Here is a 19,166-nt window from a genome sequence, read left to right as displayed (position 1 = left end):
AAATAAAATGAGTAACGATACAGTGAAAATACCTCAAGCAACGGCAAAGAGACTACCGTTATATTATCGCTTTTTAAAGAATTTACATTCTTCAGGAAAACAGAGGGTTTCCTCTGCTGAGCTAAGTGAAGCGGTGAAGGTAGATTCAGCAACAATCCGGAGAGATTTCTCCTATTTCGGTGCCTTAGGAAAAAAAGGCTATGGTTATAATGTTAATTATTTGCTAACCTTTTTTCGTAAGACCCTTGATCAAGATGAGTTAACAAAAGTTGCGTTGATTGGTGTCGGAAATCTAGGTACTGCGCTGCTTCATTATAATTTCTTGAAAAATAATAATACAAAAATTGCTGTTGGCTTTGATGTTGAAGAGGCGAAGATCGGTACATCGATCGGGGATGTTCCTATTCATCATATGGACGAGCTTGAAAAAATAATTACAGAAATGGGCATTACAGTAGCAATTTTAACGGTACCAGCTCCATTTGCCCAGACGATTACAGACCGACTCGTAGCAGCTAATGTTAAAGGAATCCTTAATTTTACACCGGCAAGACTAACCGTACCGGCGACAACAAGAGTTCACCATATTGATCTGGCTGTGGAGCTTCAATCATTGGTGTATTTCCTTAAGCATTATGGAGTAGATGAGGAAGAGGAATAATTTTATGACAAAAGGCATGGACTCGGTATAACTAAGTTCATGCCTTTTTTTATGCTGTTTATTTTTTATCTTTTTGAATGGCTTTTACTTTGAAGTGAAAGAGAACCATTCGAATCCCACTTCCGAAATCAAAGGTAGCTAAAATGACGAATAAATAGGTGAAAATTCCCCATTCGCCATTACGCTGAACATCCTGGACGGCAAAATAGGTAAATAAAAGTCCAAGAACAATATAAAGGATACCTGAGAACAAAGGTGTTCGTATCATAGAAAAAGACCTCCAATGAAGCTCTGAATAGATTCTGCTTCTCGTAGCATTCGTTCAATATCTTCTTTAAAAACAGATTGCACGAGAACAACAAAGGTGTTCATGGCAACATGAGCAATGATTGGAACAATAATTCGTTTTGTTTTAATATAAAGAAAAGCAAAGGTGAAGCCCATTGCTGAGTAAAGCAATAAATGTTCGATTTCTGCATGGGCTAAGGCAAAAATAATGGAGCTTATTATGGCTGAGAGAAAAAAGTTCAGCCGCTTATAAAGTGAGCCGAAAATAATTTTACGAAAAACGATTTCTTCCAGAATGGGTCCAATAACAGAACTGACAATGACAACAACTGGAAAGGATTCAATCAAAGAGAGGATTTGCTGTGTATTTTCAGAGCCCATATCTATTCCTAACCAACTTTCAATATTGGCAGCTAACCCTTGAGCAAATAACGCGAGAAATACACCAGCGATCGCCCAAAAGATTGAGGCTGAAACAGAAGCAGTCTCTCGATCCAAGCTTGGTTGCTTCATTTCTTTACGCAAAAGGAATAAAGTCGCGAGCAAGGCTACGGAAAAGCTGAAGACAATCCAAATAACGACAGCGTAAACAGCCATCTCCTCAATACTATATCCAATTAGCACGCCGCCAAATGTTAAAGCCGGCACCCCAACAAAAGTTGAAAGTTGCATCGTAATGTAAATGATTAAAATGTACCAATATTCTTTTTTCAAATTATGATTCCCCTTTTAAACCTAACTAATGATGCACTAAAACCATTCTACTAATAAAATTGCTAAACGTACAAATAGTTGCCTTAAAATATTTGTCGATGGATATTTTTTCAAAAGTAGTACATACTTTGAAAGGTTATACACAAGAAAGAACCGGCAGGAAATGAAGCGTAGTACGATCTGAAAATTCATGTAAAAATTTGTGTTAATTTTTTAAAAAAATCGTGCATGATACTTGCAAAAAAAAAGAGAATTCATTAATATATTAATTGTGTTAGCACTCAAAGTGTGCGAGTGCTAATAAATATTACATAATATTAATTGAGGAGGTTGTTTCACTTGTTAAAGCCATTAGGTGATCGCATTGTTATTGAGCTTGTTGAAACGGAAGAAAAAACTGCAAGCGGTATCGTTTTACCAGATTCAGCTAAAGAAAAGCCTCAAGAAGGAAAAATTGTAGCTGTTGGTACTGGTCGTGTACTAGACAACGGTGAGCGTGTAGCTCTTGAAGTTTCAGTAGGTGATCGCATTATCTTCTCAAAATACTCTGGTACAGAAGTGAAGTATCAAGGTCAAGAGTATTTAATTTTACGTGAAAATGACATCTTAGCTGTTGTCGGCGAATAAGATTTTAAAATTATGGCTGTTTTAATATAAACATTATTTAAGGAGGTTTTTTTCAAATGGCAAAAGAGATTAAATTCAGTGAAGATGCTCGCCGCGCGATGCTACGTGGTGTAGATGCTCTTGCAGATGCAGTGAAAGTAACCCTTGGACCAAAAGGTCGTAACGTGGTTCTTGAGAAAAAATACGGATCTCCGTTAATTACAAATGACGGTGTAACCATTGCAAAAGAAATCGAATTAGAAGATGCTTTTGAAAACATGGGAGCAAAGCTAGTTGCTGAAGTTGCAAGCAAGACGAATGATGTTGCTGGGGACGGAACAACTACAGCTACAGTACTTGCACAAGCGATGATTCGTGAAGGCTTAAAGAACGTAACCGCTGGTGCTAACCCAATGGTTATCCGTAAAGGAATTGAAAAAGCTGTTGCTACTGCTGTTGAAGAATTAAATGCTATTTCCAAGCCAGTTGAAAACAAAGAAGCAATCGCTCAAGTTGCTGCGATTTCTGCTGCTGACGAAGAAGTAGGAAAACTAATCGCAGAAGCAATGGAGCGTGTTGGTAACGACGGCGTTATCACAATTGAAGAGTCTAAAGGATTTACGACAGAACTTGATGTAGTAGAAGGTATGCAATTCGATCGTGGATATGCATCTCCATACATGGTAACAGACTCAGACAAAATGGAAGCAGTTCTAGAAAATCCATATATCTTAATTACTGATAAGAAAATCAGCAACATCCAAGAAATTTTACCAGTGCTTGAGCAAGTAGTTCAACAAGGCAAGCCATTATTATTAATTGCTGAAGATGTTGAAGGTGAAGCTCTTCCAACATTAGTATTGAATAAGCTACGTGGTACATTCAATGCTGTAGCGGTAAAAGCTCCAGGATTTGGTGACCGTCGTAAAGCAATGCTTGAAGATATCGCTATCCTAACTGGTGGTTCTGTCATCACAGAAGATCTAGGATTAGAGCTTAAATCTACAACAATTGAGCATCTTGGACGTGCAGCTAAAGTTGTCGTTACAAAAGAAAATACAACAATCGTGGAAGGTGCTGGAGATTCAGCGCAAATTTCTTCACGCGTTGCACAAATCCGTGCTCAAATGGAAGAAACAACTTCTGAATTTGACCGTGAAAAATTACAAGAGCGTCTTGCTAAATTAGCTGGTGGAGTAGCAGTTGTTAAAGTGGGTGCTGCAACAGAAACTGAGCTTAAAGAGCGCAAGCTTCGCATTGAAGATGCATTAAACTCAACTCGCGCTGCAGTTGAAGAAGGTATTGTATCTGGTGGTGGCGTTGCCCTACTTAATGTATACAATAAAGTCGCTGCTATTCAAGCAGAAGGCGATGAGCAAACAGGTGTTAACATCGTCCTTCGTGCCATCGAAGAACCAGTTCGCACAATCGCTGCAAACGCTGGTCTTGAAGGATCTGTCGTTGTTGAGCGCTTAAAGCACGAAGAAATCGGAGTTGGCTTCAACGCTGCAACAAACGAATGGGTAAACATGATCGACGCTGGTATCGTGGACCCAACAAAAGTAACACGTTCTGCACTTCAAAACGCAGGTTCAGTCGCTGCTATGTTCTTAACAACAGAAGCGGTTGTCGCTGACAAGCCAGAAGAAAACGCTGGCGGCGCTGCAATGCCTGACATGGGCGGAATGGGTGGAATGGGCGGCATGATGTAGTCTACATCAACAAAACCCTTATATATCAAGGAAAGAAGGCTGTTTATCCAGCCTTCTTTTTGTATAAAATCACATTTCAGTCACATTTATTGCATTTTTACGTTTTTCAAAACGTCACTGAAATAGTTTTTAATCTTCTCGTTTGCATTCTTTTTCATCTTTTCCGTAACATGCGTATAAATCTTTAAGGTTGTTTTTTCGTCGTCATGGCCTACACGTTTCATGACAGTTGCCAAATCAACTTCTGCCTCGGCCAGCATGGATATATGTGTATGACGAAAGATATGAGGAGTAGCACGCTTGGTGATCGAAGTCTTCTTTAAGATACGATTCATCCTAATAATGAGTGTTTTTTGGATAAATGGGTATCCATTTTCTCGGCAAAACACAAAATTCCCATCATGATAATTAGGATCGTTCCTTTTTTGTAGTTTAATTTTATTTTGTTTGACTTTATGAGCCTTTAATAACTTCATAATATCCTCGTCCATGTCAAAGGTTCGAATCGATCCTTTTGTTTTTGGAGGAGTCAATTCATAATTTTGCATGTTATTGTCAGGATTATATATTGTTTTCGTCACTCGGATTTCATTCGTTTCAAAATTGATATCCGACCATTTAAGAGCACATAACTCTCCGGAGCGCATCCCCGAAAATGCTAGTAAATAAAATCGTTCTAGATCAAACTCCATCCCATGTTCTTTCACTGCATTTAGGAATTCTGTTAATTCTTCATGTTCAAGATATTTATCCGTAATGGAATTATTTTCGATATCCTCAACAGTCAACTTCTTTTCTGGAATTACAGCTCCAACACATGGATTATCATTTCTCATTTTTTGTCTAATTGCATACTTAAAAATCATACCTGCTGTTGTATGTACACCCTCAATGGTTGTTTTTGTGTAAGGTTTATAGATGATATCTCCATTTTTTCCTTTAACAGCATATCCGGTGTCATTTAGGTCATTTAACATCTTTTGATGCATACGAGAGGTAACTTTATCAATATTTACTTTTGCATAATACTTTAGGATTATTTTTATTTCTTTTTCTCTAACTCGGACTGTGCTCGTTTTTACTTTTGTCCTTTTGTATGTGTCTAACCATTCCCAAGCGACGGTTTCAAACGGAATATTTCTTATTTTTTTTTCGTCTATCCCGTGCTCTGATAATTTTCTAAGTGCATCATCTACTTTTGCTTCTGCTTCTTTTTTTGTGTCTGCTCTTCTGGAGATTTGTTTACGTTCGCCAGTTACTGGATCGGGAGGTCCATCTTTTACACATCTCCATTTATACCCTTGTTTATTATTGGCTTTAATTTTTTGAAAGTAAGCCATAATAATTCTCCTTTCTTTCTAAGATTCTATTATTAGCAGGTATCAGCCACATTTTGCGGTAATACTGCCTATTTTTGTACATTTCAAGTCGCTTAAGAGCAAAATCAAAATCAACATTAAACAGGTTCATCACTTCGTAGACATTTCTCACACGAAGGTTGTCCAGCATAAAAGTAGGTACACAGAAATGATAAGCGAAATGAGTTGCTTGGCATTCCTGCAAATCTATAAATAATTTAGGCATACTCAATTGATTGCCGCAGTGTCTTAAGTAATGACTCGTTTCATGACCAAAATCCATCCATTCTTCACATTTAGTACCTTCATTTAAAATAATTTCATTATCGAAGCGAAAGGGCTTACTTTTATACGAAATCTTGACTCCGATTTTCTTGGCAATAGTATGCATGTCTAAATCTGCGGGGGTATATACCCCTATTGATGTATAAAGGTCAAAAATATAATCTTCGAGATGTGTGTACATTGGCATTCCCCCAATTTTCACAAACATATGTTCTTTATTAGGTTAAAAAATATGGTGTACATATTTTTGTACACCTATATAGAAAAAACATTACTTTTTCTCAATTGTAATACCCATGGATGCAGAAATGATATTTATTACATATATTCTAACTTTATAATCTCCATCTTCGTATTCGTAAAAATCCTTATTGAAACCTTCCTGCATCCCTTTCTCTAAGTCACTAATATTCAACCCTAATGTGTCAGCGAGTGTTAGGACAGCATTATATCCTTTTCCTTTCTTATCAATAGATGTTGTGTCAGACTCTACATTAATATGGTAACCAGAAATGCTATTGTTTTCATAATAGACTCGAATTAAATATTCTTTTGATTCAAAAAGATTTCTCCATTCTTCCCCGTCTTCTGACTCAATCTTACCAAATTCATTTTCCATTAATTCTGTTGTATCATATTTTCGTGCGCTTTGATTAAATTCGTCAACAAATGTATCCAATTCATTTTGTCCACAACCTGTTAGTAAAATAGACAATAATAAAATAAATGCGATTTTTTTCAATCTACTCACTCCTTTTCTCCTTTTTGACTTTTCTTAAATTTTATATACTCATAAACTTCCTTCATATCCTCGGCTGTCAAAGACTCCATGTCTTTAAACATAAGATCGATATCGGGAAATTCAGTTGTAATTTTATTTTTGTAGTACTCTAAGCGATCCTCATCAGAATTTTTACCTAAAAGATAATCTAAAGATACATCAAATATATCAGATATTATTTCTAAAGTTTTAAGGTCTGGTTCCCTAGTTCCTGACTCGTATTTTGCTATTGTCGAGTAGGAAACTCCTAATTTAGTAGCCAAATCTTCCCTGCTAAGTTTCTTTTCTTTCCGTAATTGCATTAATCTATCATTAAATTTCATTACTAACTCCTCCATTACCCTTAATTTTATACTATTTGTCCAATTTATAAATATTTTTGGACAAAAAGGGTAAAAAAGTATTGACATTGGACATAACGTCCATTATTATTATAGTTAATAAGACGTAACGTCCAGTAAAAGGTGGTGAGATTGTGAGACAAAATTTAAGGCAACAAAGAATCGCCAAAGGATTTAAAGATGTGGAGGAATTGGCAAATTTACTTGGTATATCCGCATCTTACTATTACAAAATTGAACAAGGAAAGAGAACACCAGGAATCATTTTAGCAAAAAATATAGCAGACGTTCTGGGTAAAACTGTAGACGAAATTTTTTTTAATCAAAACTTGGACGAAATGTCCAGAGACAACCAAGCCATATAGGAGGTGATCTTTTGAAATGCCCCTACTGTAAAAACATTGAAATTACTGCTAGTGATAACTATTGCAAAATATGTGGATTGAAATTAAAGAAGTCGGTCGCCGAGCCAACGACGACCATAAATGTTCAACTTACACTTAACGATAAAGTGATAGCAAAGGATTTAATTCAAGAGTTTAAAAAGATACTCGATTAATAGTTTCATCATACTTCTGTTTCATTTTGTGAGTTAGTTCTATTTCATAAGCTTTTGCGGCATTCTTTGCAAAAAGTTGAATAGCTTCATCTGTTGTGTAATTGTCCTTTTTTGAATCGATTAATGCAGAAGCCTGTGAATAGATTGTGTCAGATATCTCATGGTGAACTAGCTTGAAAATATCTTTCATTTCTACTTTTAGATTTACATTTTTCTTAACCATTAAAACACCTCCTTCTATTTGTCAATATTCGACAGAAGGAGACTAAATTCCTACTAAAACAGGAGGTGCCAAAGTGCTAAAACTTGACATGATAATCAGTGATGAATTCATCGATGCTGTAGCTCAAAAAATCGCTGACAGAGCTACGGAAGTAATTTTGGAACGTTCCAAGTCGATGAAAACTGACCTTCCACCTATACTCACGAGAGATGAAGCAATGGAAGTTTTAAAGTGCGGCTCAACCACAATGTCAGAGTTAATGAGACGACCAGACTTTCCAGTTATTCGAGAGTTTGGTGTTAAAATTCCAACTCACATGTTAATGAAATGGATCGAGAGAAACACCAATTGGATTGAAAAGAACACCAATTATTTTGAACAGGAGGCGATTTAATGAAACAACTTGTTTTTATTGAAAATAACCAAGCTGTAACAGACAGTCTCACTGTTGCGCAAGTCTTTAACAAAGAACATAAAAATGTTTTGGCTGATATTCGAAAGCAAATTGAATACGCTGGAGAAGATTTTGCCCAGCTAAATTTTCAGCCCGGGTCTTACCTTGATAAAAATAAGCAAAGTAGACCAAAGATCAACTTAACGGAAGATGCTTTCACTCTAATAGCAATGAGTTATAACACCAAAGAAGCTGTTCAAATGAAAATAAAGTTCATACAAGAATTCAAAAAAATTAAAGAGAAATTAAGCCAACCGTATAAATTGCCAACAAACTTCAAAGAAGCACTCCAACTTCTACTAGTCAAAGAAGAGGAGAAAGAACAATTAGAAGCTCAGAACCTCATGTTAGAACAGCGAGTAGCTGAGTATGAGCCAAAGATTACTTACCTAGACCAAATTCTCGCTTCGTCAGATTCTGTCACAATCACTCAAATAGCTGCTGATTATGGAATGAGTGCTCAGAGGTTTAACAAAATTCTGAATGAATGTGGTGTGCAATATAAGGTCAATGGCCAGTGGATCTTATACGGCAAACATAAATCAGAAGGTTACACAAAATCAAAAACCACTGATGTAAAGCGAAAAGATGGAACTAACAAGGTGGTCATGAATACTCAGTGGACTCAAAAAGGAAGACTCTTCATTTATGACACTTTAAAACAGAAAGGGATCTATCCAGTTATGGATGTTGAAGTGGATAGAAACCTCAGATTAGTTAGTGGTAACAACGTATGAGTGTAGCAACTATTTCACCTATAAAAATGGCATTGAAAGCTTTACAAAAGCTAGGCAATAAGAAAATTTATGTTCATTTTTATCAGGATCACGAACTCGTTTTGGTAGCTGGTGATTATATAGAGAATATCGAGATCGAGACTAAAAATGAAGAGAACACGCTTTTGATTCATCTTAGGTCCTTGAGTTTTTTCTTTAGTGATAAAGAAAACATTATTGAACTTGAATTAGCTGATAGGAATATATCCATTATTTCAAAGGACAATGAAGGAGATTGGTATTTAATACTTTATTGAAAAGGGCAGCACCGAGAAGCTGCCAGGCTTAAAAAATCGGTGCTAGTTCCTACATATATAAATTTTAATGGATTCTATAAGAAATTGCTGTTGCCAATTTAGAACATGTTCTGATTTAGAACATTTTAAAAGGAGGGTAGAAAAGTTGGGGATACCGGCATTACTAAGAAAAGTTCGTAAACTATCAGGACTATCGCAGGAGGAATTAGGAGAAAAATTGTATATGCCACGCACCACGATCTCAAAAGTGGAGAATGGAAAAATGGATTTAAAATTCCAAGATGCTCTTAGATGGTTTACGACTACACAAACACCAGAAGCACTTGCGGCTTTACTGTGCGGAGTGGATGTAAACACTTTAATACAAAATATATCCATGCTTGTTGGTGGTTTTATCAAATGGTTTTAAAGGAGGGAGCAAGATATGGCTTTATATTTCGCATTTTTAGGAGTTTTCTTTTTCGGCATGATGCTAGGAGGATTTTTGAGTGACGAAAGAATGAAAGTGATTCAAGAGAGAAAAAAGAAAAAGCAGCAAGCTCGGCAAAGCTCACTGCTCGATCGATAATTCAATAGCTAACTTTATTTTAACATATTCAAAATAAAGCGACAAGAACTTTTGTTCTCGTCGTTGAGGTCAGAAGGAGATTAATATCCCCCGTGCTCTTTTTGGCTTCAACGATGCGAATAAAAGCATCAATTACATACGAGAGGAGGAAGTGAATGGATAAAGAGATATGCCCACGTTGCAAAAATGAAGAAATCAGTACGGATCATAGATACTGTAAAATCTGCGGTCTGAAATTAATAAGAAAGGAGAATTAACTTGATTGAAAATCCAATGGTCGTAGATCATCTTTGGAGACATCTTGAACGAACCCCAAAGGTCGTGGGTACTTGTGAAGGTTGTGGAGAGGAAATCTTAGTTGGAGAAGATGTTTACGACTTTGACGGCGAGTTAGTACATCAACAATCAAGTTGCTGTATGGAGTTTATTGCTAACAAATCACTATGCAAAGTGGCAGGAGAATAAAAATTGATTCGTGCTACCAACACGAATCAACGGCTTTAGAAAATTTAGTTACCTTTATTTTACTTCAAATTTTAAAGGAGGACAAGCCTATGTCGTTTGAAACGAAAAAAGGGATTGTGTACGAGCCAAAAAATCCTGAATTGAAAAGCTTATACGAAGTCCTCAAAAAGAACGCTCCGGTACTAGACGGCTCAAGAGTTTTTGAGGAGTTAGTTGAAGTATACGAAGCACTAGACTTCGATTTAAAGGAGGAAAAAACGAATGAACCAATTGTCAGAGCAATATAACCAACAACAATCTGGAGTCCTTGCTCAGGCTTCCAGTAGTCGTGAAATTGAAGAGGTAAAAGGGCAAATCTTTATGGCTCGTCAGTTTCCACGTAATGTTTTCCAGTCTGAACAAAGAATCTTAGATGCTTGTAAACGTCCATCACTTGCTCAAACAGCTATTTATAGTTATCCAAGAGGCGGAACAAAAGTTGAGGGTCCTAGCATTCGTCTTGCAGAGGTCTTAGCTCAAAATTGGGGTAATTTAGCTTTCGGAGTAAAAGAACTAGAACAACGACCAGGAGAATCCGTTGCTATGGCTTACGCATGGGACCTCGAAACGAATGTGAGGCAAGAAAAAGTTTTCACAGTTCCACACAGTCGTAAGGCAAAAGGAAAAATTACTAAATTAGATGATCCAAGAGATATCTATGAATTAGTTGCCAATCAGGGAGCTAGGAGATTAAGGTCCTGTATTCTGGGGATTATTCCTGGGGATATCGTAGAGGCAGCCGTAGAAGAGTGTAACAGTACTTTAAAAGGCAATAACAATGGACCTTTAAAGGATCGAATTGCAAATGCACTCACAATTTTTAAAAACCAACACAAAGTAACACAGGAAATGATTGAGGAAAGATTTGGTTACAACGCGGATGCTTTCACTGAGGTAGATTACTTGGAACTGATTAAAATATTTAACTCTCTTAAAGATGGCATGAGCAAAGTTGATGATTGGTTCAATAAAAAAGTAAAAAAAGAAAGTAATAGCGACTTATCAAAAGCCTTCAAGGAAGAAAAGAAAGATGAGGTGAAGGCTGATGAATCAGACAAAGCAGAAGATAAAGAAATTCCAATTGGACAAGAAGAACTACCATTCGATTGAGGCGGATAAGCATTATATGTCCGTCTCCCAGTTTAAAAACTTCCGTGATTGTGAAGCAAAAACAATGGCTAAGTTAAGTGGAGAATATAAGGAGCCAAGTTCGAATGCAATGTTAGTAGGCTCCTATGTACATGCAGCATTTGAAAGTGATGAGGATTTCGCTGCATTTATAGAAGAAAACAACGGAGCCATTTTCAAAGCTCGTGGTGGGAAGTACTCAGATTTTGAAACAGCAGACAATATGATTGAAGCATTAAAAAATGACTCTTTTGCCTTATTTGCGATGGATGGTGATAAGGAAATCATCTATACAGCACATTTATGGGGAATGGATTGGAAAATAAAAGTCGATAGTATAAATCACTCAAGAAAGACTTTCAGTGATTTGAAAACAACTCAAGACCTTCATAAACGCTACTGGAGTGAAAAATATGACGGTTGGGTGTCTTTTATCGAAGCTTGGGATTACGTTCTCCAGATGGCTGTTTATAGGCGTGTGCTGCAAGAGAATTTAGGCGAGACTTACACTCCTTACATTGTGGCAGTAACCAAGGAAACACCACCAAATAAAGCTGTAATACACTTCGATGAAAGTCGTTTCGATTTCGAGTATGAGTATTTAGAAATGAAGATGGAGAGAGTGTTTCAGGTAAAAAAAGGTGATGTTAAGCCAGTTCGTTGCAACAAATGTGATTATTGCCGAGCTACAAAGAAACTGAAAGACACGATCGAAGTCGGTGAGTTGATTTATGAATGATTTCGAAACAAAAGTCCTTCTCCCCAGCTGGATATGGGAGAAGGCAGAAAATAAAGAGCATTTCAAAGAGCTTGTACTAGATTATATGCAGCGTTACCCAAATTATGACGTGAAGAAAGTAAAAGGTAAATATGCGATATGTGAAAGGAGGGATTAGTGCGTGAATTACATCAAAGAACTGAACGCATTTTATGATTGGCTCGAACTAAATGAACTATCTCCATCAGCAATTAATTTATGGTACGCATTGATGCACATAAATAATAAGGCTGGATGGGTAGAAACATTTACGGTAGCAGAATCAGTATTGTGCGTGAAGACAGGATTAACCGATCGCACCCTCCGGAAAGTTAGAAATGAATTAAAACAAAAAGAAAGAATTGATTTTATTTCACGCAAAGGGGGAAGAGCTCCCATTTACAAAATAATATCGTTTTTTTCTACGGAAAATAATTCCGTAGCTCTCATACCTACGGAAATAAATTCCGCAGATAGTGTCGCAGGTAGTGTCACGGATAGTGTCATAGGTGATGTCACAGGTAGTTCCACATTAAATAAACTAAACGAAACGAAACTAAACGAAACAAATAAAGCTACTGCTACACGAGTGAATTATTTTGATGAATACATGATTTGTTTTAGTGGTCAGCCAAGTGCCATCCAAATCCAAGAAATTAATAGTTTTATAGACCAAGATGGGCTATCCGATGAAGTAATATGCGCTGCATTCAAAAAGGCAGCAGAAGTAGGAGCGAAGTATCCCTATGCAAGAAGTATTTTGAACAGTTGGGCAAAGAAAGGGGTTCGTACCCTTGCTGATGTTGAAGCCGAACAAAATAAGTTTAAACAACAGAAAAATAGACAAAGAAAAGGCGCTATTCGAACAGAACAACTTCCAGGTTGGTTTGAAGAGAACGAAAATAAGCCCAATAATGTCACCCCTTTACATCCGGAAGAGACAGAAGCAAGACGAAAGGCGCTTGAGGAACGGCTTAAAAAATATAAAAACTGAGGATGTGGTTTTGTGGGAGTTTTACGTGAAAAGGTCATGATGAGTCAGGAATCAAAAAGTCAAGGATTTATACAAGAACTTCACACGTTAGGTATTACAGAATTTCAAGGTCAAAGCCTTGATGAGTTAGATTACTACACGCTGCGACATGCGTTATCAGTAGCAAGAATCCGAATCGATTCGGATGAAAATAAGTGGTACTAGGAAGCGCCCATTATGAGAAGTAATGTTGTGAAAAATGAACATTTATTTGCCAATCCGAGGAAGAAAAGAGTCGTGATATTGGAGGACCTTGATTTTATTTGGGACACTCCGGAACTCAATGATCTAGCCAAGATGTGGGAACAAGGTGAGAGCATTTCCTCAATGGAGAAGCATTTCAAACGTGATCAGGATGAGGTTTTTCTAGGATTATTCCATCTTTCAAGAAGAAATAAAATTTCATTCAGAAAGGGGAGTATTTTTGGAACTAAATAAAGCGACGTTAGCGCAACTGTATTACTTGGCGAGATTTACAGAGTTAAAGGCTGCTGCTCTAACCGAATTGCAAAGGAGGATATCTCTTGAAACCAATAACGATTACCAGACAAAGAAAGCATGAAGCTGAACAGGCAATATCAGATTTAATTGCAAGGGGTTTTGAGGTTGTTTTCCCGTTAACGGAAATTTCAAGGGAAGGCAAGGTTTTTGATAGGGATAGTTACAATCGCAAGATTTTTGTAGAACATGCGCACAGCAGTTGTTGGAAAGCGCAGTTGAGAAAGGTTGATTAGATGAACTTAATAAAACTGTTTGAAACACAAAGAAAATTTCGTGAACGAGTTAATTATCAAGGTTCGGATAGACTTGAAAAACTAATCCTTGCTCTAATGGTGGAGCTGGGAGAATGTGCGAATGAATGGCGAGGGTTTAAGTTTTGGAGTAAGAACCAGGAGCCGAGAACAAAGGTTCAAGACCCTCATGCATATCCAATAGTTCATAAAAACCCACTTCTTGAAGAGTATGTGGACGGGCTCCATTTTATTCTTGAATTAGGGCTCGAGTATGAATTAAACGATTTTAAATACGCTGTATTTATTTGTGACAGTGTAGAAAAACAATTTATTTACTTATACAGAGCTACAACGGATTTGTTTGCTCAGGATAGATTAGATCGTTCGTTGCATAATTACAGAAATTTAATTCAATTGTACTTTGGGTTGGGCGAAATGCTCGGCTTTACATGGGACGAAGTAGAACAAGCCTACTATGCGAAAAATGCTGTGAATCATCAAAGACAGGAGGAAGGCTATTGATGAACTGTCCAGTATGTGGTCGTCCGTTAAAGAGTCCTAAGAGCATCGCAAAGGGTATCGGTCCTGTTTGTGCTCGAAAGCTAGAAAATTTGAAAGATAACGCGGATGATGATCAATTGAAAATGGAGTTAGATGCAAATGCAGAGAATGTCCTACAAGGAATACAGAAAGCCTAAACGTTCGAAATATGGCAATAGAAAAACGGTTGTTGATGGCATCACGTTTGACTCAAATGCAGAAGCAATTTACTACAATCAGCTAAAGTGGCTTAAGCAAAACAAGCAAATTAAAGATTTTAAACTACAGCCTAAGTACATACTTCAAGAGGGTTTCAAGAAGAACGGTAAAACGTTCCGACCCATCACTTACAAGGCTGATTTCGAAGTTATTAATCTGGATGGAACTGTTCAAATAATTGACATCAAGGGAGCCTTGACTAAGGAGTTCCAGCTTAAACGCAAACTCTTTGAGTTAAAGTACCTAGAGACTATAACGCTCTTAAAATACGAAAACGGGCAATTCGTGGAGGTGTAAGTGTGCCAAGGCGAGTCGTAGAAACGAATGCAGTCAATTTTGACCAGGAGAAATTGCAAGTCTTGATTGTTTACGAGGAAGGGAAATCGAAGGAAGAGATCCGAAAAGAGAATCCTTACTGTAAAAAGCACGGTGTCTTGTATAAAGCTTCTGGAACTTACGAATTTAAGTAAAACTTGAAGGAGTGAGTGTTATGAAGACCGTACAGCCGATACGAGATAAAGGTGACATTGAAGCAATGAAAAGAGTTTTGTTCAAGCGTTGTTATCGAGATTACTTTTTATTCACGTTAGGTATCAATACCGGTTTAAGGATAAGTGATTTGCTTGCTCTAAAGGTAAGTGACGTAAGGGGTAAAAGCCATATCGTAATCACGGAACAAAAGACAGGTAAGTTAAAACGGTTTCGGATTAACAATGATCTCCAAGAGCATATTAGTAAGTTTACGATTCACAAGGATAAAGCAGCGTATCTATTTCAGTCGCGGCGAGGACAGGACAGAATACATCGGGTCCAAGCATGGAAGATTCTTAATGCAGCTGCTAAAGAAGTTGGATTAACTGAGATAGGAACCCATACGCTTCGTAAAACATTTGGTTATCATTTTTACCAGCAATACAAGGATGTAGCAGTCCTGCAACAGATATTTAATCACAGCAGTCCGGCGGTGACTATGCGCTATATCGGGATAACTCAAGATATTATCGATGAAAAAGTGGACAATTTTACGTTGTGAGGGGGTTGGAAATCTTGTCAAAAACAGTACCTGACTGTCCAAAATGTAAAACGATTGGCACTGTTATTAACCACAGAAAAACATTTGTAAAACTCGAATGTCCTAAATGTAAGAGTACATGGAAGACACTGTCTTGCACTTGCAGGAAGTGCGGGAAGCCTAATGGATTTGCTACAGAAGGTGTATGCGGTCCTTGTTATTCGGAGTTTTATAAGTCCAGTTAGATAGAGTTTGTAGATGGATTTACATTATGAGGAGGAAATTAAATGTATTTAGTTAACGTTAGAAATTCAATGTTTGGTGGTTTTACTATCCATAAGTTCGAGACATTGGATGACGCACAGGATTATGTAAAAGAATTATATAAATCGGGTAATCGGGAAGTTTATTTATCTCAAGAAATTCCAATGAAAATTACTGTATCTGTAGAGTTTTGATTCAACTGGATTTGTAATATGTTTCTTAAAAAATTGGAGGGGAAATTTTATGAAGCAAATATTTCATGGCAGATATGTAAGTGGATCTCTATATCAAGGTAAATCAGGTTCTTGGATAACTGATATTTCCTACATCGGTATTAAAGGTTTCAAAACGAAAGATGAAGCTCTGAAATGGATGGAAAGACATGGGGTTTTCCAAAGGAGGAATGAACGTGCGTGAGATAAAGTTTCAATTCGGCGACATTATTGAAAATGGATGGGCAAGTGAAGATAACCCAATTCGAAAAGGGATATTTGTCAGACATAAAAAGAAACTAATCGAATTAACCGATGGACAAGGTAAGTTTTGGGAAGTGTACCATGACAAAGATAACAAAAATGTGAGAATCGGCAACATTTACGAAAATCCAGAGTTACTTGACTCTTGAATTATTAAGTTTACTAGGTTAGGAGGTGGCGATGTGGCCATACCGAGAATTTTGCATTATCCAGGTAGCAAGTGGAGCATGTCCGATTGGATTATTAGTCATTTTCCCGAACATCAAACATATCTTGAGCCTTTCTTCGGTTCTGGTGCGGTGCTCTTCTCGAAGAAAAGGAGTCAGCTGGAAACGGTCAATGATTTAGACGGTGAAGTTGTTAATCTTTTTCGCATTATTCGAGAACGTCCCGATGAGCTTGCTAGAGCAATTATTCTTACTCCACATAGTCGTGAGGAATATTATCAAAGTTACCTCGATGCAGAAGATGATCTAGAACGTGCAAGAAGGTTGATTGTTCGATTGTGGCAGGGACGTGGAGGAAAGACATCACATAGAACTGGTTGGCGCAGCATGATTGAAATGAATGGGCCATTACCAGGTAAAGAGTGGTTGAAGTTTCCTGAAAAGATTTCCGCAGTAGCTGAACGGCTTATCGGAGTTCAAATTGAGAATCAGCCAGCTGTCGAATTGATTAAAAGATACTCGAGGCAGAGTGTTTTGATATACGCAGATCCACCGTATATTTTAGCAACTCGAACTACTTCAAGTTACAAACATGAAATGTCTGAGGATGATCATGAGGAACTTCTTGCAACTTTAGAAGAACATCCAGGGCCAGTAATCTTGTCAGGCTATTCCCATCCTTTATACGATGAACGACTCAAACATTGGAGAAGGGAAACCAAAAGGGCAAAGGCAGAAGCTGGAGCAATTCGTGAAGAAGTCCTCTGGATTAATCCTTATGCTGCAGAGTACGGAGTTTATCAAGAGTCACTATTTTAGGGGTGAGAATATGTGCTGGGTTGAAATAAACAAAGGAGATCCAAGAGCACTTGCATTAGCAGATCGACATTACACTAGGCAGAAACCAGGCACTAACCAATTTTGCCGCCCTGGTAAAAACTTAGTGCTCTTATCAAAAGATGAGAAAGCTTTGTGGGTTACATGGGAAGGTATTCGTGATGATGGCTTTGAAGCATGGGAATGTACGTTGTTTAGGAATGAAGGGAATTTTCTTTCTTCACATCTTATAGTACTTGCATTAGGTGTAACGGCAGCCAAATGGGGCGAACCTCCAAAGGACGGAATTATCACCTATGTAGGGAAGCATTTGAAAGGTGGAACTTTTCACGCAGCTGGTTTTAAGAAAGTTGGAGAAAGCAAAAAGAGAGGCCTTCCACTTTTACAGTTATCTAGAAATAGGATGCCTCCTCCGTTACAGCCAGCAGATATAAGTTTGTTTGAACATGAAATGTTAATTTGAAATCTTATCCCAATAATAGAGTCATATCAGCTTCATAATCCTTATAAGATTTCCAGTTTAGAAGATTAATTATCTCTTTTGCAAGATTTTTATTGGTTAAGGGTATTCCAATATTTTGAAAGCAAGATACAACAGGGTGATTAAACCTTCCTTCTTCAAAATGCATAGACTGATTTCTACCTTGCCAGATGATATTTTTTATAGGCTCGTTATTGAAAAATCTTCCATTAGGACAATTTGACAGACCACCGTGAACAATGCTTATTCCTTGTTTTGCAATCTGTAGAATTGCTCCCGATAGGGCCTTAATTGATTCTTGTTGAGCTACGATTAACTGTTGTGTTTTCTCAATCTCTCTGTGGATAGGTTCAAGACGTGCTTCATAAAACGATGCTTGAGTTGTAAATGCCTGCATCATTTGTTGTTCAGTAAAGTTCTCATCTGGATCCAAATCTTTGCGGTAGAAATCATCATAGAGAATTTGATGCTGTTTATCTAGATGGCTTTGAATCTGTTTTAGTTTAGATAGATTATTTTGTTCATTATTCAATAGATTAAACATATTTGTCACTGCATATTCTGTCTGAACTATATATGGATTCATTGTTATCACCCTTTGATTTGATTGAATAACTAAAGTATAACTTTTACAAAAAAATAATGAAACAAAAGAGTAAGGGAGGTTCCTAAATGTCCAAAAAAATGAAAGAAATTTATCGTACTTATGCTGACACTGAGGTTTCGGTATTAGCAACGAGCATTCAGTGTCCATATTGCGGAATGGAATGGCAAGAAGATGATATGAGTGAATGCGGAAGGACTTATGAAATCACTTGCGATGATGAATGGGAAGACGGTTGTGGTAAAACGTTCAAAATGCACTTTGACGCATCATAATAAGCAACCAATCTCCCAAACGAAAGGGTTGATCATAATGCCTGATTTAATAATCGGAGATTCAATTGGAACCAAAAAAATCACACAAATACATGACAATAAATTGAGGTCTTTTATATCTCCAAAAATACAAGTTAACGGTGAAATGGTGTTTATCAAGGATGATACACCGAGTGGGATTATAGAATGTGCAAACAGATACGAGGCAAAAAGAGAAGCTGTAAAGGCAAGAGAACAGCTAAAACAAGCGTTATAAATGTTTTAAGCAATATGTAAATTAGGGGGAATAATCTTGTCTAAATTTGAAGGTAAAAAGATAACAAAAAAGCAAGCAGAAGCACTGGAAGAAATGATCGATATTGTTAAGGAATTGCGTGAAGAATTCCAAAAGCCTGATGAAGAGTGTTATATGGCTGATATGATGGACAGTTTATTAGGTTTATCAGAAGATGTAGCAATATCATTTGGCTCTATAAGAAAGAAATTATTTCAATAATTAACAAATTGATAGGTAAGTATAATATAAGGCATTTGAAAAAAGTCCAAATGCCT

The 19,166-nt window shown here is 37.1% G+C and carries 39 protein-coding genes and 1 pseudogene; 32 read left to right on the top strand and 8 right to left on the bottom strand.

The genetic code is table 11. The features are described from left to right. Positions 1–7: 7 nt before the first annotated feature. On the top strand, positions 8–661 hold the full coding sequence (locus NST02_RS23640) for a redox-sensing transcriptional repressor Rex (protein ID WP_095312967.1): 654 nt from the start codon (positions 8–10) through the stop codon (positions 659–661). 58 nt (positions 662–719) lie between these two features. Here the strand turns inward: NST02_RS23640 and NST02_RS23635 are convergent, their stop codons facing one another. Both NST02_RS23635 and NST02_RS23630 read right to left on the bottom strand, forming a co-directional pair. Beyond that, complete coding sequence (locus tag NST02_RS23635) at positions 720–929, bottom strand: YdiK family protein (RefSeq protein ID WP_095312965.1); 210 nt, start codon at positions 927–929, stop codon at positions 720–722. Beyond that, on the bottom strand, positions 926–1,663 hold the full coding sequence (locus NST02_RS23630; RefSeq protein WP_095312963.1) for a CPBP family intramembrane glutamic endopeptidase: 738 nt from the start codon (positions 1,661–1,663) through the stop codon (positions 926–928). Before NST02_RS23630 ends, NST02_RS23635 begins: the two co-directional genes overlap by 4 nt. Positions 1,664–2,002: 339 nt before the next feature. Here NST02_RS23630 and groES point away from each other — a divergent pair, with 339 nt between their 5' ends. Next, positions 2,003–2,290: a co-chaperone GroES gene (groES, locus tag NST02_RS23625; RefSeq protein ID WP_095312961.1), complete on the top strand. Its 288-nt coding sequence runs from the start codon at positions 2,003–2,005 to the stop codon at positions 2,288–2,290. A gap of 56 nt (positions 2,291–2,346) precedes the next feature. Next, positions 2,347–3,981 (top strand): chaperonin GroEL, encoded by a 1,635-nt coding sequence (gene groL, locus NST02_RS23620; RefSeq protein WP_095312959.1) that lies wholly within the window; start codon positions 2,347–2,349, stop codon positions 3,979–3,981. Positions 3,982–4,067: 86 nt separating this feature from the next. Here the strand turns inward: groL and NST02_RS23615 are convergent, their stop codons facing one another. The 4 genes from NST02_RS23615 to NST02_RS23600 all read right to left on the bottom strand — a co-directional run bounded on the left by NST02_RS23615 (position 4,068) and on the right by NST02_RS23600 (position 6,728). Further along, complete coding sequence (locus NST02_RS23615; RefSeq protein WP_340949970.1) at positions 4,068–5,321, bottom strand: tyrosine-type recombinase/integrase; 1,254 nt, start codon at positions 5,319–5,321, stop codon at positions 4,068–4,070. After that, entirely contained in the window at positions 5,299–5,805 is a 507-nt protein-coding gene (locus NST02_RS23610) for an ImmA/IrrE family metallo-endopeptidase (protein WP_340949969.1), read from the bottom strand. Before NST02_RS23610 ends, NST02_RS23615 begins: the two co-directional genes overlap by 23 nt. A 90-nt stretch (positions 5,806–5,895) precedes the next feature. Beyond that, positions 5,896–6,366 (bottom strand): hypothetical protein, encoded by a 471-nt coding sequence (locus tag NST02_RS23605; RefSeq protein ID WP_340949968.1) that lies wholly within the window; start codon positions 6,364–6,366, stop codon positions 5,896–5,898. A 5-nt stretch (positions 6,367–6,371) separates the two neighbouring features. Next, positions 6,372–6,728, bottom strand: coding sequence for a helix-turn-helix domain-containing protein (locus tag NST02_RS23600; protein ID WP_340949967.1), 357 nt, complete (start codon positions 6,726–6,728; stop codon positions 6,372–6,374). Positions 6,729–6,880: 152 nt separating this feature from the next. On the opposite strand from NST02_RS23600, the gene NST02_RS23595 reads away from it, so the two are divergent. Beyond that, entirely contained in the window at positions 6,881–7,111 is a 231-nt protein-coding gene (locus NST02_RS23595; protein ID WP_340949966.1) for a helix-turn-helix transcriptional regulator, read from the top strand. 11 nt (positions 7,112–7,122) lie between these two features. After that, positions 7,123–7,305 (top strand): hypothetical protein, encoded by a 183-nt coding sequence (locus tag NST02_RS23590; RefSeq protein ID WP_340949965.1) that lies wholly within the window; start codon positions 7,123–7,125, stop codon positions 7,303–7,305. Here the strand turns inward: NST02_RS23590 and NST02_RS23585 are convergent. Next, the gene (locus tag NST02_RS23585) at positions 7,286–7,528 is read right to left on the bottom strand and encodes a hypothetical protein (RefSeq protein WP_340949964.1); all 243 of its coding nucleotides are present in this window, start codon (positions 7,526–7,528) and stop codon (positions 7,286–7,288) included. The two genes, NST02_RS23590 and NST02_RS23585, sit on opposite strands and share 20 nt — an antisense overlap. 73 nt (positions 7,529–7,601) lie before the next feature. On the opposite strand from NST02_RS23585, the gene NST02_RS23580 reads away from it, so the two are divergent. The 24 genes and pseudogenes from NST02_RS23580 to NST02_RS23465 all read left to right on the top strand — a co-directional run bounded on the left by NST02_RS23580 (position 7,602) and on the right by NST02_RS23465 (position 17,717). Further along, the gene (locus tag NST02_RS23580) at positions 7,602–7,922 is read left to right on the top strand and encodes a hypothetical protein (RefSeq protein WP_340949963.1); all 321 of its coding nucleotides are present in this window, start codon (positions 7,602–7,604) and stop codon (positions 7,920–7,922) included. Then, positions 7,922–8,719, top strand: a complete 798-nt coding sequence (locus NST02_RS23575; protein WP_340949962.1) for a Rha family transcriptional regulator — start codon at positions 7,922–7,924, stop codon at positions 8,717–8,719. Before NST02_RS23580 ends, NST02_RS23575 begins: the two co-directional genes overlap by 1 nt. Continuing rightward, positions 8,716–9,015, top strand: coding sequence for a hypothetical protein (locus NST02_RS23570; protein ID WP_340949961.1), 300 nt, complete (start codon positions 8,716–8,718; stop codon positions 9,013–9,015). The genes NST02_RS23575 and NST02_RS23570 overlap by 4 nt, the downstream gene beginning before the upstream one ends. A 145-nt stretch (positions 9,016–9,160) precedes the next feature. Then, positions 9,161–9,424 (top strand): helix-turn-helix domain-containing protein, encoded by a 264-nt coding sequence (locus NST02_RS23565; RefSeq protein WP_340949960.1) that lies wholly within the window; start codon positions 9,161–9,163, stop codon positions 9,422–9,424. A 15-nt stretch (positions 9,425–9,439) separates the two neighbouring features. Next, positions 9,440–9,583, top strand: coding sequence for a hypothetical protein (locus NST02_RS23560; RefSeq protein WP_340949959.1), 144 nt, complete (start codon positions 9,440–9,442; stop codon positions 9,581–9,583). Positions 9,584–9,841: 258 nt separating this feature from the next. Continuing rightward, positions 9,842–10,048 carry a hypothetical protein gene (locus NST02_RS23555; RefSeq protein WP_095310376.1) on the top strand — a complete coding sequence of 69 codons (207 nt, stop codon included), beginning with the start codon at positions 9,842–9,844 and terminating at the stop codon, positions 10,046–10,048. Positions 10,049–10,137: 89 nt separating this feature from the next. Next, positions 10,138–10,335: a hypothetical protein gene (locus NST02_RS23550; RefSeq protein WP_095310374.1), complete on the top strand. Its 198-nt coding sequence runs from the start codon at positions 10,138–10,140 to the stop codon at positions 10,333–10,335. Then, on the top strand, positions 10,310–11,197 hold the full coding sequence (locus NST02_RS23545) for a hypothetical protein (protein ID WP_340949958.1): 888 nt from the start codon (positions 10,310–10,312) through the stop codon (positions 11,195–11,197). The genes NST02_RS23550 and NST02_RS23545 overlap by 26 nt, the downstream gene beginning before the upstream one ends. Continuing rightward, positions 11,133–11,954 carry a PD-(D/E)XK nuclease-like domain-containing protein gene (locus tag NST02_RS23540; RefSeq protein WP_235879584.1) on the top strand — a complete coding sequence of 274 codons (822 nt, stop codon included), beginning with the start codon at positions 11,133–11,135 and terminating at the stop codon, positions 11,952–11,954. Before NST02_RS23545 ends, NST02_RS23540 begins: the two co-directional genes overlap by 65 nt. Continuing rightward, entirely contained in the window at positions 11,947–12,111 is a 165-nt protein-coding gene (locus NST02_RS23535; RefSeq protein WP_340949956.1) for a hypothetical protein, read from the top strand. Before NST02_RS23540 ends, NST02_RS23535 begins: the two co-directional genes overlap by 8 nt. 3 nt (positions 12,112–12,114) lie before the next feature. Continuing rightward, positions 12,115–12,966 (top strand): DnaD domain-containing protein, encoded by an 852-nt coding sequence (locus NST02_RS23530; protein WP_340949955.1) that lies wholly within the window; start codon positions 12,115–12,117, stop codon positions 12,964–12,966. Positions 12,967–12,978: 12 nt separating this feature from the next. Continuing rightward, positions 12,979–13,170, top strand: a complete 192-nt coding sequence (locus NST02_RS23525; protein WP_340949954.1) for a hypothetical protein — start codon at positions 12,979–12,981, stop codon at positions 13,168–13,170. Positions 13,171–13,182: 12 nt separating this feature from the next. Next, a complete protein-coding gene (locus NST02_RS23520; RefSeq protein WP_340949953.1) occupies positions 13,183–13,443 on the top strand; it encodes a hypothetical protein in 261 nt (86 codons plus the stop codon). Between the two features lie 86 nt (positions 13,444–13,529). Beyond that, a complete protein-coding gene (locus NST02_RS23515; RefSeq protein WP_340949951.1) occupies positions 13,530–13,739 on the top strand; it encodes a hypothetical protein in 210 nt (69 codons plus the stop codon). Continuing rightward, complete coding sequence (locus tag NST02_RS23510; RefSeq protein ID WP_340949949.1) at positions 13,740–14,261, top strand: dUTP diphosphatase; 522 nt, start codon at positions 13,740–13,742, stop codon at positions 14,259–14,261. Then, the gene (locus tag NST02_RS23505; RefSeq protein ID WP_340949948.1) at positions 14,261–14,437 is read left to right on the top strand and encodes a DUF6011 domain-containing protein; all 177 of its coding nucleotides are present in this window, start codon (positions 14,261–14,263) and stop codon (positions 14,435–14,437) included. The genes NST02_RS23510 and NST02_RS23505 overlap by 1 nt, the downstream gene beginning before the upstream one ends. After that, positions 14,409–14,792 (top strand): annotated as a pseudogene (locus NST02_RS23500) (DUF1064 domain-containing protein); the annotation flags it as partial. The gene NST02_RS23505 and the pseudogene NST02_RS23500, both read left to right, overlap by 29 nt. A 5-nt stretch (positions 14,793–14,797) precedes the next feature. Then, a complete protein-coding gene (locus tag NST02_RS23495; protein WP_340949947.1) occupies positions 14,798–14,968 on the top strand; it encodes a hypothetical protein in 171 nt (56 codons plus the stop codon). 20 nt (positions 14,969–14,988) lie between these two features. Beyond that, on the top strand, positions 14,989–15,531 hold the full coding sequence (locus tag NST02_RS23490) for a site-specific integrase (RefSeq protein ID WP_340949945.1): 543 nt from the start codon (positions 14,989–14,991) through the stop codon (positions 15,529–15,531). Positions 15,532–15,797: 266 nt separating this feature from the next. Beyond that, entirely contained in the window at positions 15,798–15,968 is a 171-nt protein-coding gene (locus NST02_RS23485) for a hypothetical protein (RefSeq protein WP_340949944.1), read from the top strand. Positions 15,969–16,017: 49 nt separating this feature from the next. Beyond that, the gene (locus NST02_RS23480) at positions 16,018–16,191 is read left to right on the top strand and encodes a hypothetical protein (RefSeq protein WP_340949943.1); all 174 of its coding nucleotides are present in this window, start codon (positions 16,018–16,020) and stop codon (positions 16,189–16,191) included. Beyond that, positions 16,184–16,399: a hypothetical protein gene (locus NST02_RS23475; RefSeq protein WP_150948616.1), complete on the top strand. Its 216-nt coding sequence runs from the start codon at positions 16,184–16,186 to the stop codon at positions 16,397–16,399. Before NST02_RS23480 ends, NST02_RS23475 begins: the two co-directional genes overlap by 8 nt. 33 nt (positions 16,400–16,432) lie before the next feature. Continuing rightward, complete coding sequence (locus tag NST02_RS23470; protein WP_340949394.1) at positions 16,433–17,236, top strand: DNA adenine methylase; 804 nt, start codon at positions 16,433–16,435, stop codon at positions 17,234–17,236. A gap of 10 nt (positions 17,237–17,246) precedes the next feature. Then, positions 17,247–17,717: a hypothetical protein gene (locus NST02_RS23465; RefSeq protein WP_095310355.1), complete on the top strand. Its 471-nt coding sequence runs from the start codon at positions 17,247–17,249 to the stop codon at positions 17,715–17,717. 4 nt (positions 17,718–17,721) lie between these two features. Here the strand turns inward: NST02_RS23465 and NST02_RS23460 are convergent, their stop codons facing one another. After that, a complete protein-coding gene (locus NST02_RS23460) occupies positions 17,722–18,321 on the bottom strand; it encodes a hypothetical protein (protein ID WP_340949942.1) in 600 nt (199 codons plus the stop codon). A gap of 86 nt (positions 18,322–18,407) precedes the next feature. Here NST02_RS23460 and NST02_RS23455 point away from each other — a divergent pair, with 86 nt between their 5' ends. The 3 genes from NST02_RS23455 to NST02_RS23445 are packed head-to-tail and all read left to right on the top strand — an operon-like array spanning position 18,408 to position 19,110. After that, complete coding sequence (locus NST02_RS23455) at positions 18,408–18,614, top strand: hypothetical protein (protein WP_340949941.1); 207 nt, start codon at positions 18,408–18,410, stop codon at positions 18,612–18,614. 37 nt (positions 18,615–18,651) lie between these two features. Further along, complete coding sequence (locus NST02_RS23450; protein WP_340949940.1) at positions 18,652–18,870, top strand: hypothetical protein; 219 nt, start codon at positions 18,652–18,654, stop codon at positions 18,868–18,870. A gap of 36 nt (positions 18,871–18,906) precedes the next feature. Beyond that, a complete protein-coding gene (locus NST02_RS23445; protein ID WP_340949939.1) occupies positions 18,907–19,110 on the top strand; it encodes a hypothetical protein in 204 nt (67 codons plus the stop codon). The last annotated feature ends 56 nt before the right edge of the window (positions 19,111–19,166 follow it).

Source organism: Robertmurraya sp. FSL W8-0741 (genome assembly GCF_038004005.1).
Taxonomy (GTDB): domain Bacteria; phylum Bacillota; class Bacilli; order Bacillales; family Cytobacillaceae; genus Robertmurraya; species Robertmurraya siralis.
Note: the sequence above shows the minus strand (reverse complement) of the source record. Positions and strands in the feature narration are given on the sequence as shown.

What these genes read in the sequence shown, in the direction of transcription:
- NST02_RS23610 (WP_340949969.1), bottom strand. Translation starts at nt 5,805, where the DNA reads ATGTACACACATCTCGAAGATTATATTTTTGACCTTTATACATCAATA.
- NST02_RS23450 (WP_340949940.1), top strand. Translation starts at nt 18,652, where the DNA reads ATGCCTGATTTAATAATCGGAGATTCAATTGGAACCAAAAAAATCACA.
- NST02_RS23460 (WP_340949942.1), bottom strand. Translation starts at nt 18,321, where the DNA reads ATGAATCCATATATAGTTCAGACAGAATATGCAGTGACAAATATGTTT.
- NST02_RS23635 (WP_095312965.1), bottom strand. Translation starts at nt 929, where the DNA reads ATGATACGAACACCTTTGTTCTCAGGTATCCTTTATATTGTTCTTGGA.
- NST02_RS23560 (WP_340949959.1), top strand. Translation starts at nt 9,440, where the DNA reads ATGGCTTTATATTTCGCATTTTTAGGAGTTTTCTTTTTCGGCATGATG.
- NST02_RS23640 (WP_095312967.1), top strand. Translation starts at nt 8, where the DNA reads ATGAGTAACGATACAGTGAAAATACCTCAAGCAACGGCAAAGAGACTA.
- NST02_RS23505 (WP_340949948.1), top strand. Translation starts at nt 14,261, where the DNA reads ATGAACTGTCCAGTATGTGGTCGTCCGTTAAAGAGTCCTAAGAGCATC.
- NST02_RS23585 (WP_340949964.1), bottom strand. Translation starts at nt 7,528, where the DNA reads ATGGTTAAGAAAAATGTAAATCTAAAAGTAGAAATGAAAGATATTTTC.
- NST02_RS23570 (WP_340949961.1), top strand. Translation starts at nt 8,716, where the DNA reads ATGAGTGTAGCAACTATTTCACCTATAAAAATGGCATTGAAAGCTTTA.
- NST02_RS23540 (WP_235879584.1), top strand. Translation starts at nt 11,133, where the DNA reads ATGAATCAGACAAAGCAGAAGATAAAGAAATTCCAATTGGACAAGAAG.
- NST02_RS23480 (WP_340949943.1), top strand. Translation starts at nt 16,018, where the DNA reads ATGAAGCAAATATTTCATGGCAGATATGTAAGTGGATCTCTATATCAA.
- NST02_RS23575 (WP_340949962.1), top strand. Translation starts at nt 7,922, where the DNA reads ATGAAACAACTTGTTTTTATTGAAAATAACCAAGCTGTAACAGACAGT.
- NST02_RS23520 (WP_340949953.1), top strand. Translation starts at nt 13,183, where the DNA reads ATGAGAAGTAATGTTGTGAAAAATGAACATTTATTTGCCAATCCGAGG.
- NST02_RS23510 (WP_340949949.1), top strand. Translation starts at nt 13,740, where the DNA reads ATGAACTTAATAAAACTGTTTGAAACACAAAGAAAATTTCGTGAACGA.
- NST02_RS23465 (WP_095310355.1), top strand. Translation starts at nt 17,247, where the DNA reads ATGTGCTGGGTTGAAATAAACAAAGGAGATCCAAGAGCACTTGCATTA.
- NST02_RS23485 (WP_340949944.1), top strand. Translation starts at nt 15,798, where the DNA reads ATGTATTTAGTTAACGTTAGAAATTCAATGTTTGGTGGTTTTACTATC.
- NST02_RS23490 (WP_340949945.1), top strand. Translation starts at nt 14,989, where the DNA reads ATGAAGACCGTACAGCCGATACGAGATAAAGGTGACATTGAAGCAATG.
- NST02_RS23600 (WP_340949967.1), bottom strand. Translation starts at nt 6,728, where the DNA reads ATGAAATTTAATGATAGATTAATGCAATTACGGAAAGAAAAGAAACTT.
- groL (WP_095312959.1), top strand. Translation starts at nt 2,347, where the DNA reads ATGGCAAAAGAGATTAAATTCAGTGAAGATGCTCGCCGCGCGATGCTA.
- NST02_RS23455 (WP_340949941.1), top strand. Translation starts at nt 18,408, where the DNA reads ATGTCCAAAAAAATGAAAGAAATTTATCGTACTTATGCTGACACTGAG.
- NST02_RS23535 (WP_340949956.1), top strand. Translation starts at nt 11,947, where the DNA reads ATGAATGATTTCGAAACAAAAGTCCTTCTCCCCAGCTGGATATGGGAG.
- NST02_RS23615 (WP_340949970.1), bottom strand. Translation starts at nt 5,321, where the DNA reads ATGGCTTACTTTCAAAAAATTAAAGCCAATAATAAACAAGGGTATAAA.
- NST02_RS23545 (WP_340949958.1), top strand. Translation starts at nt 10,310, where the DNA reads ATGAACCAATTGTCAGAGCAATATAACCAACAACAATCTGGAGTCCTT.
- NST02_RS23550 (WP_095310374.1), top strand. Translation starts at nt 10,138, where the DNA reads ATGTCGTTTGAAACGAAAAAAGGGATTGTGTACGAGCCAAAAAATCCT.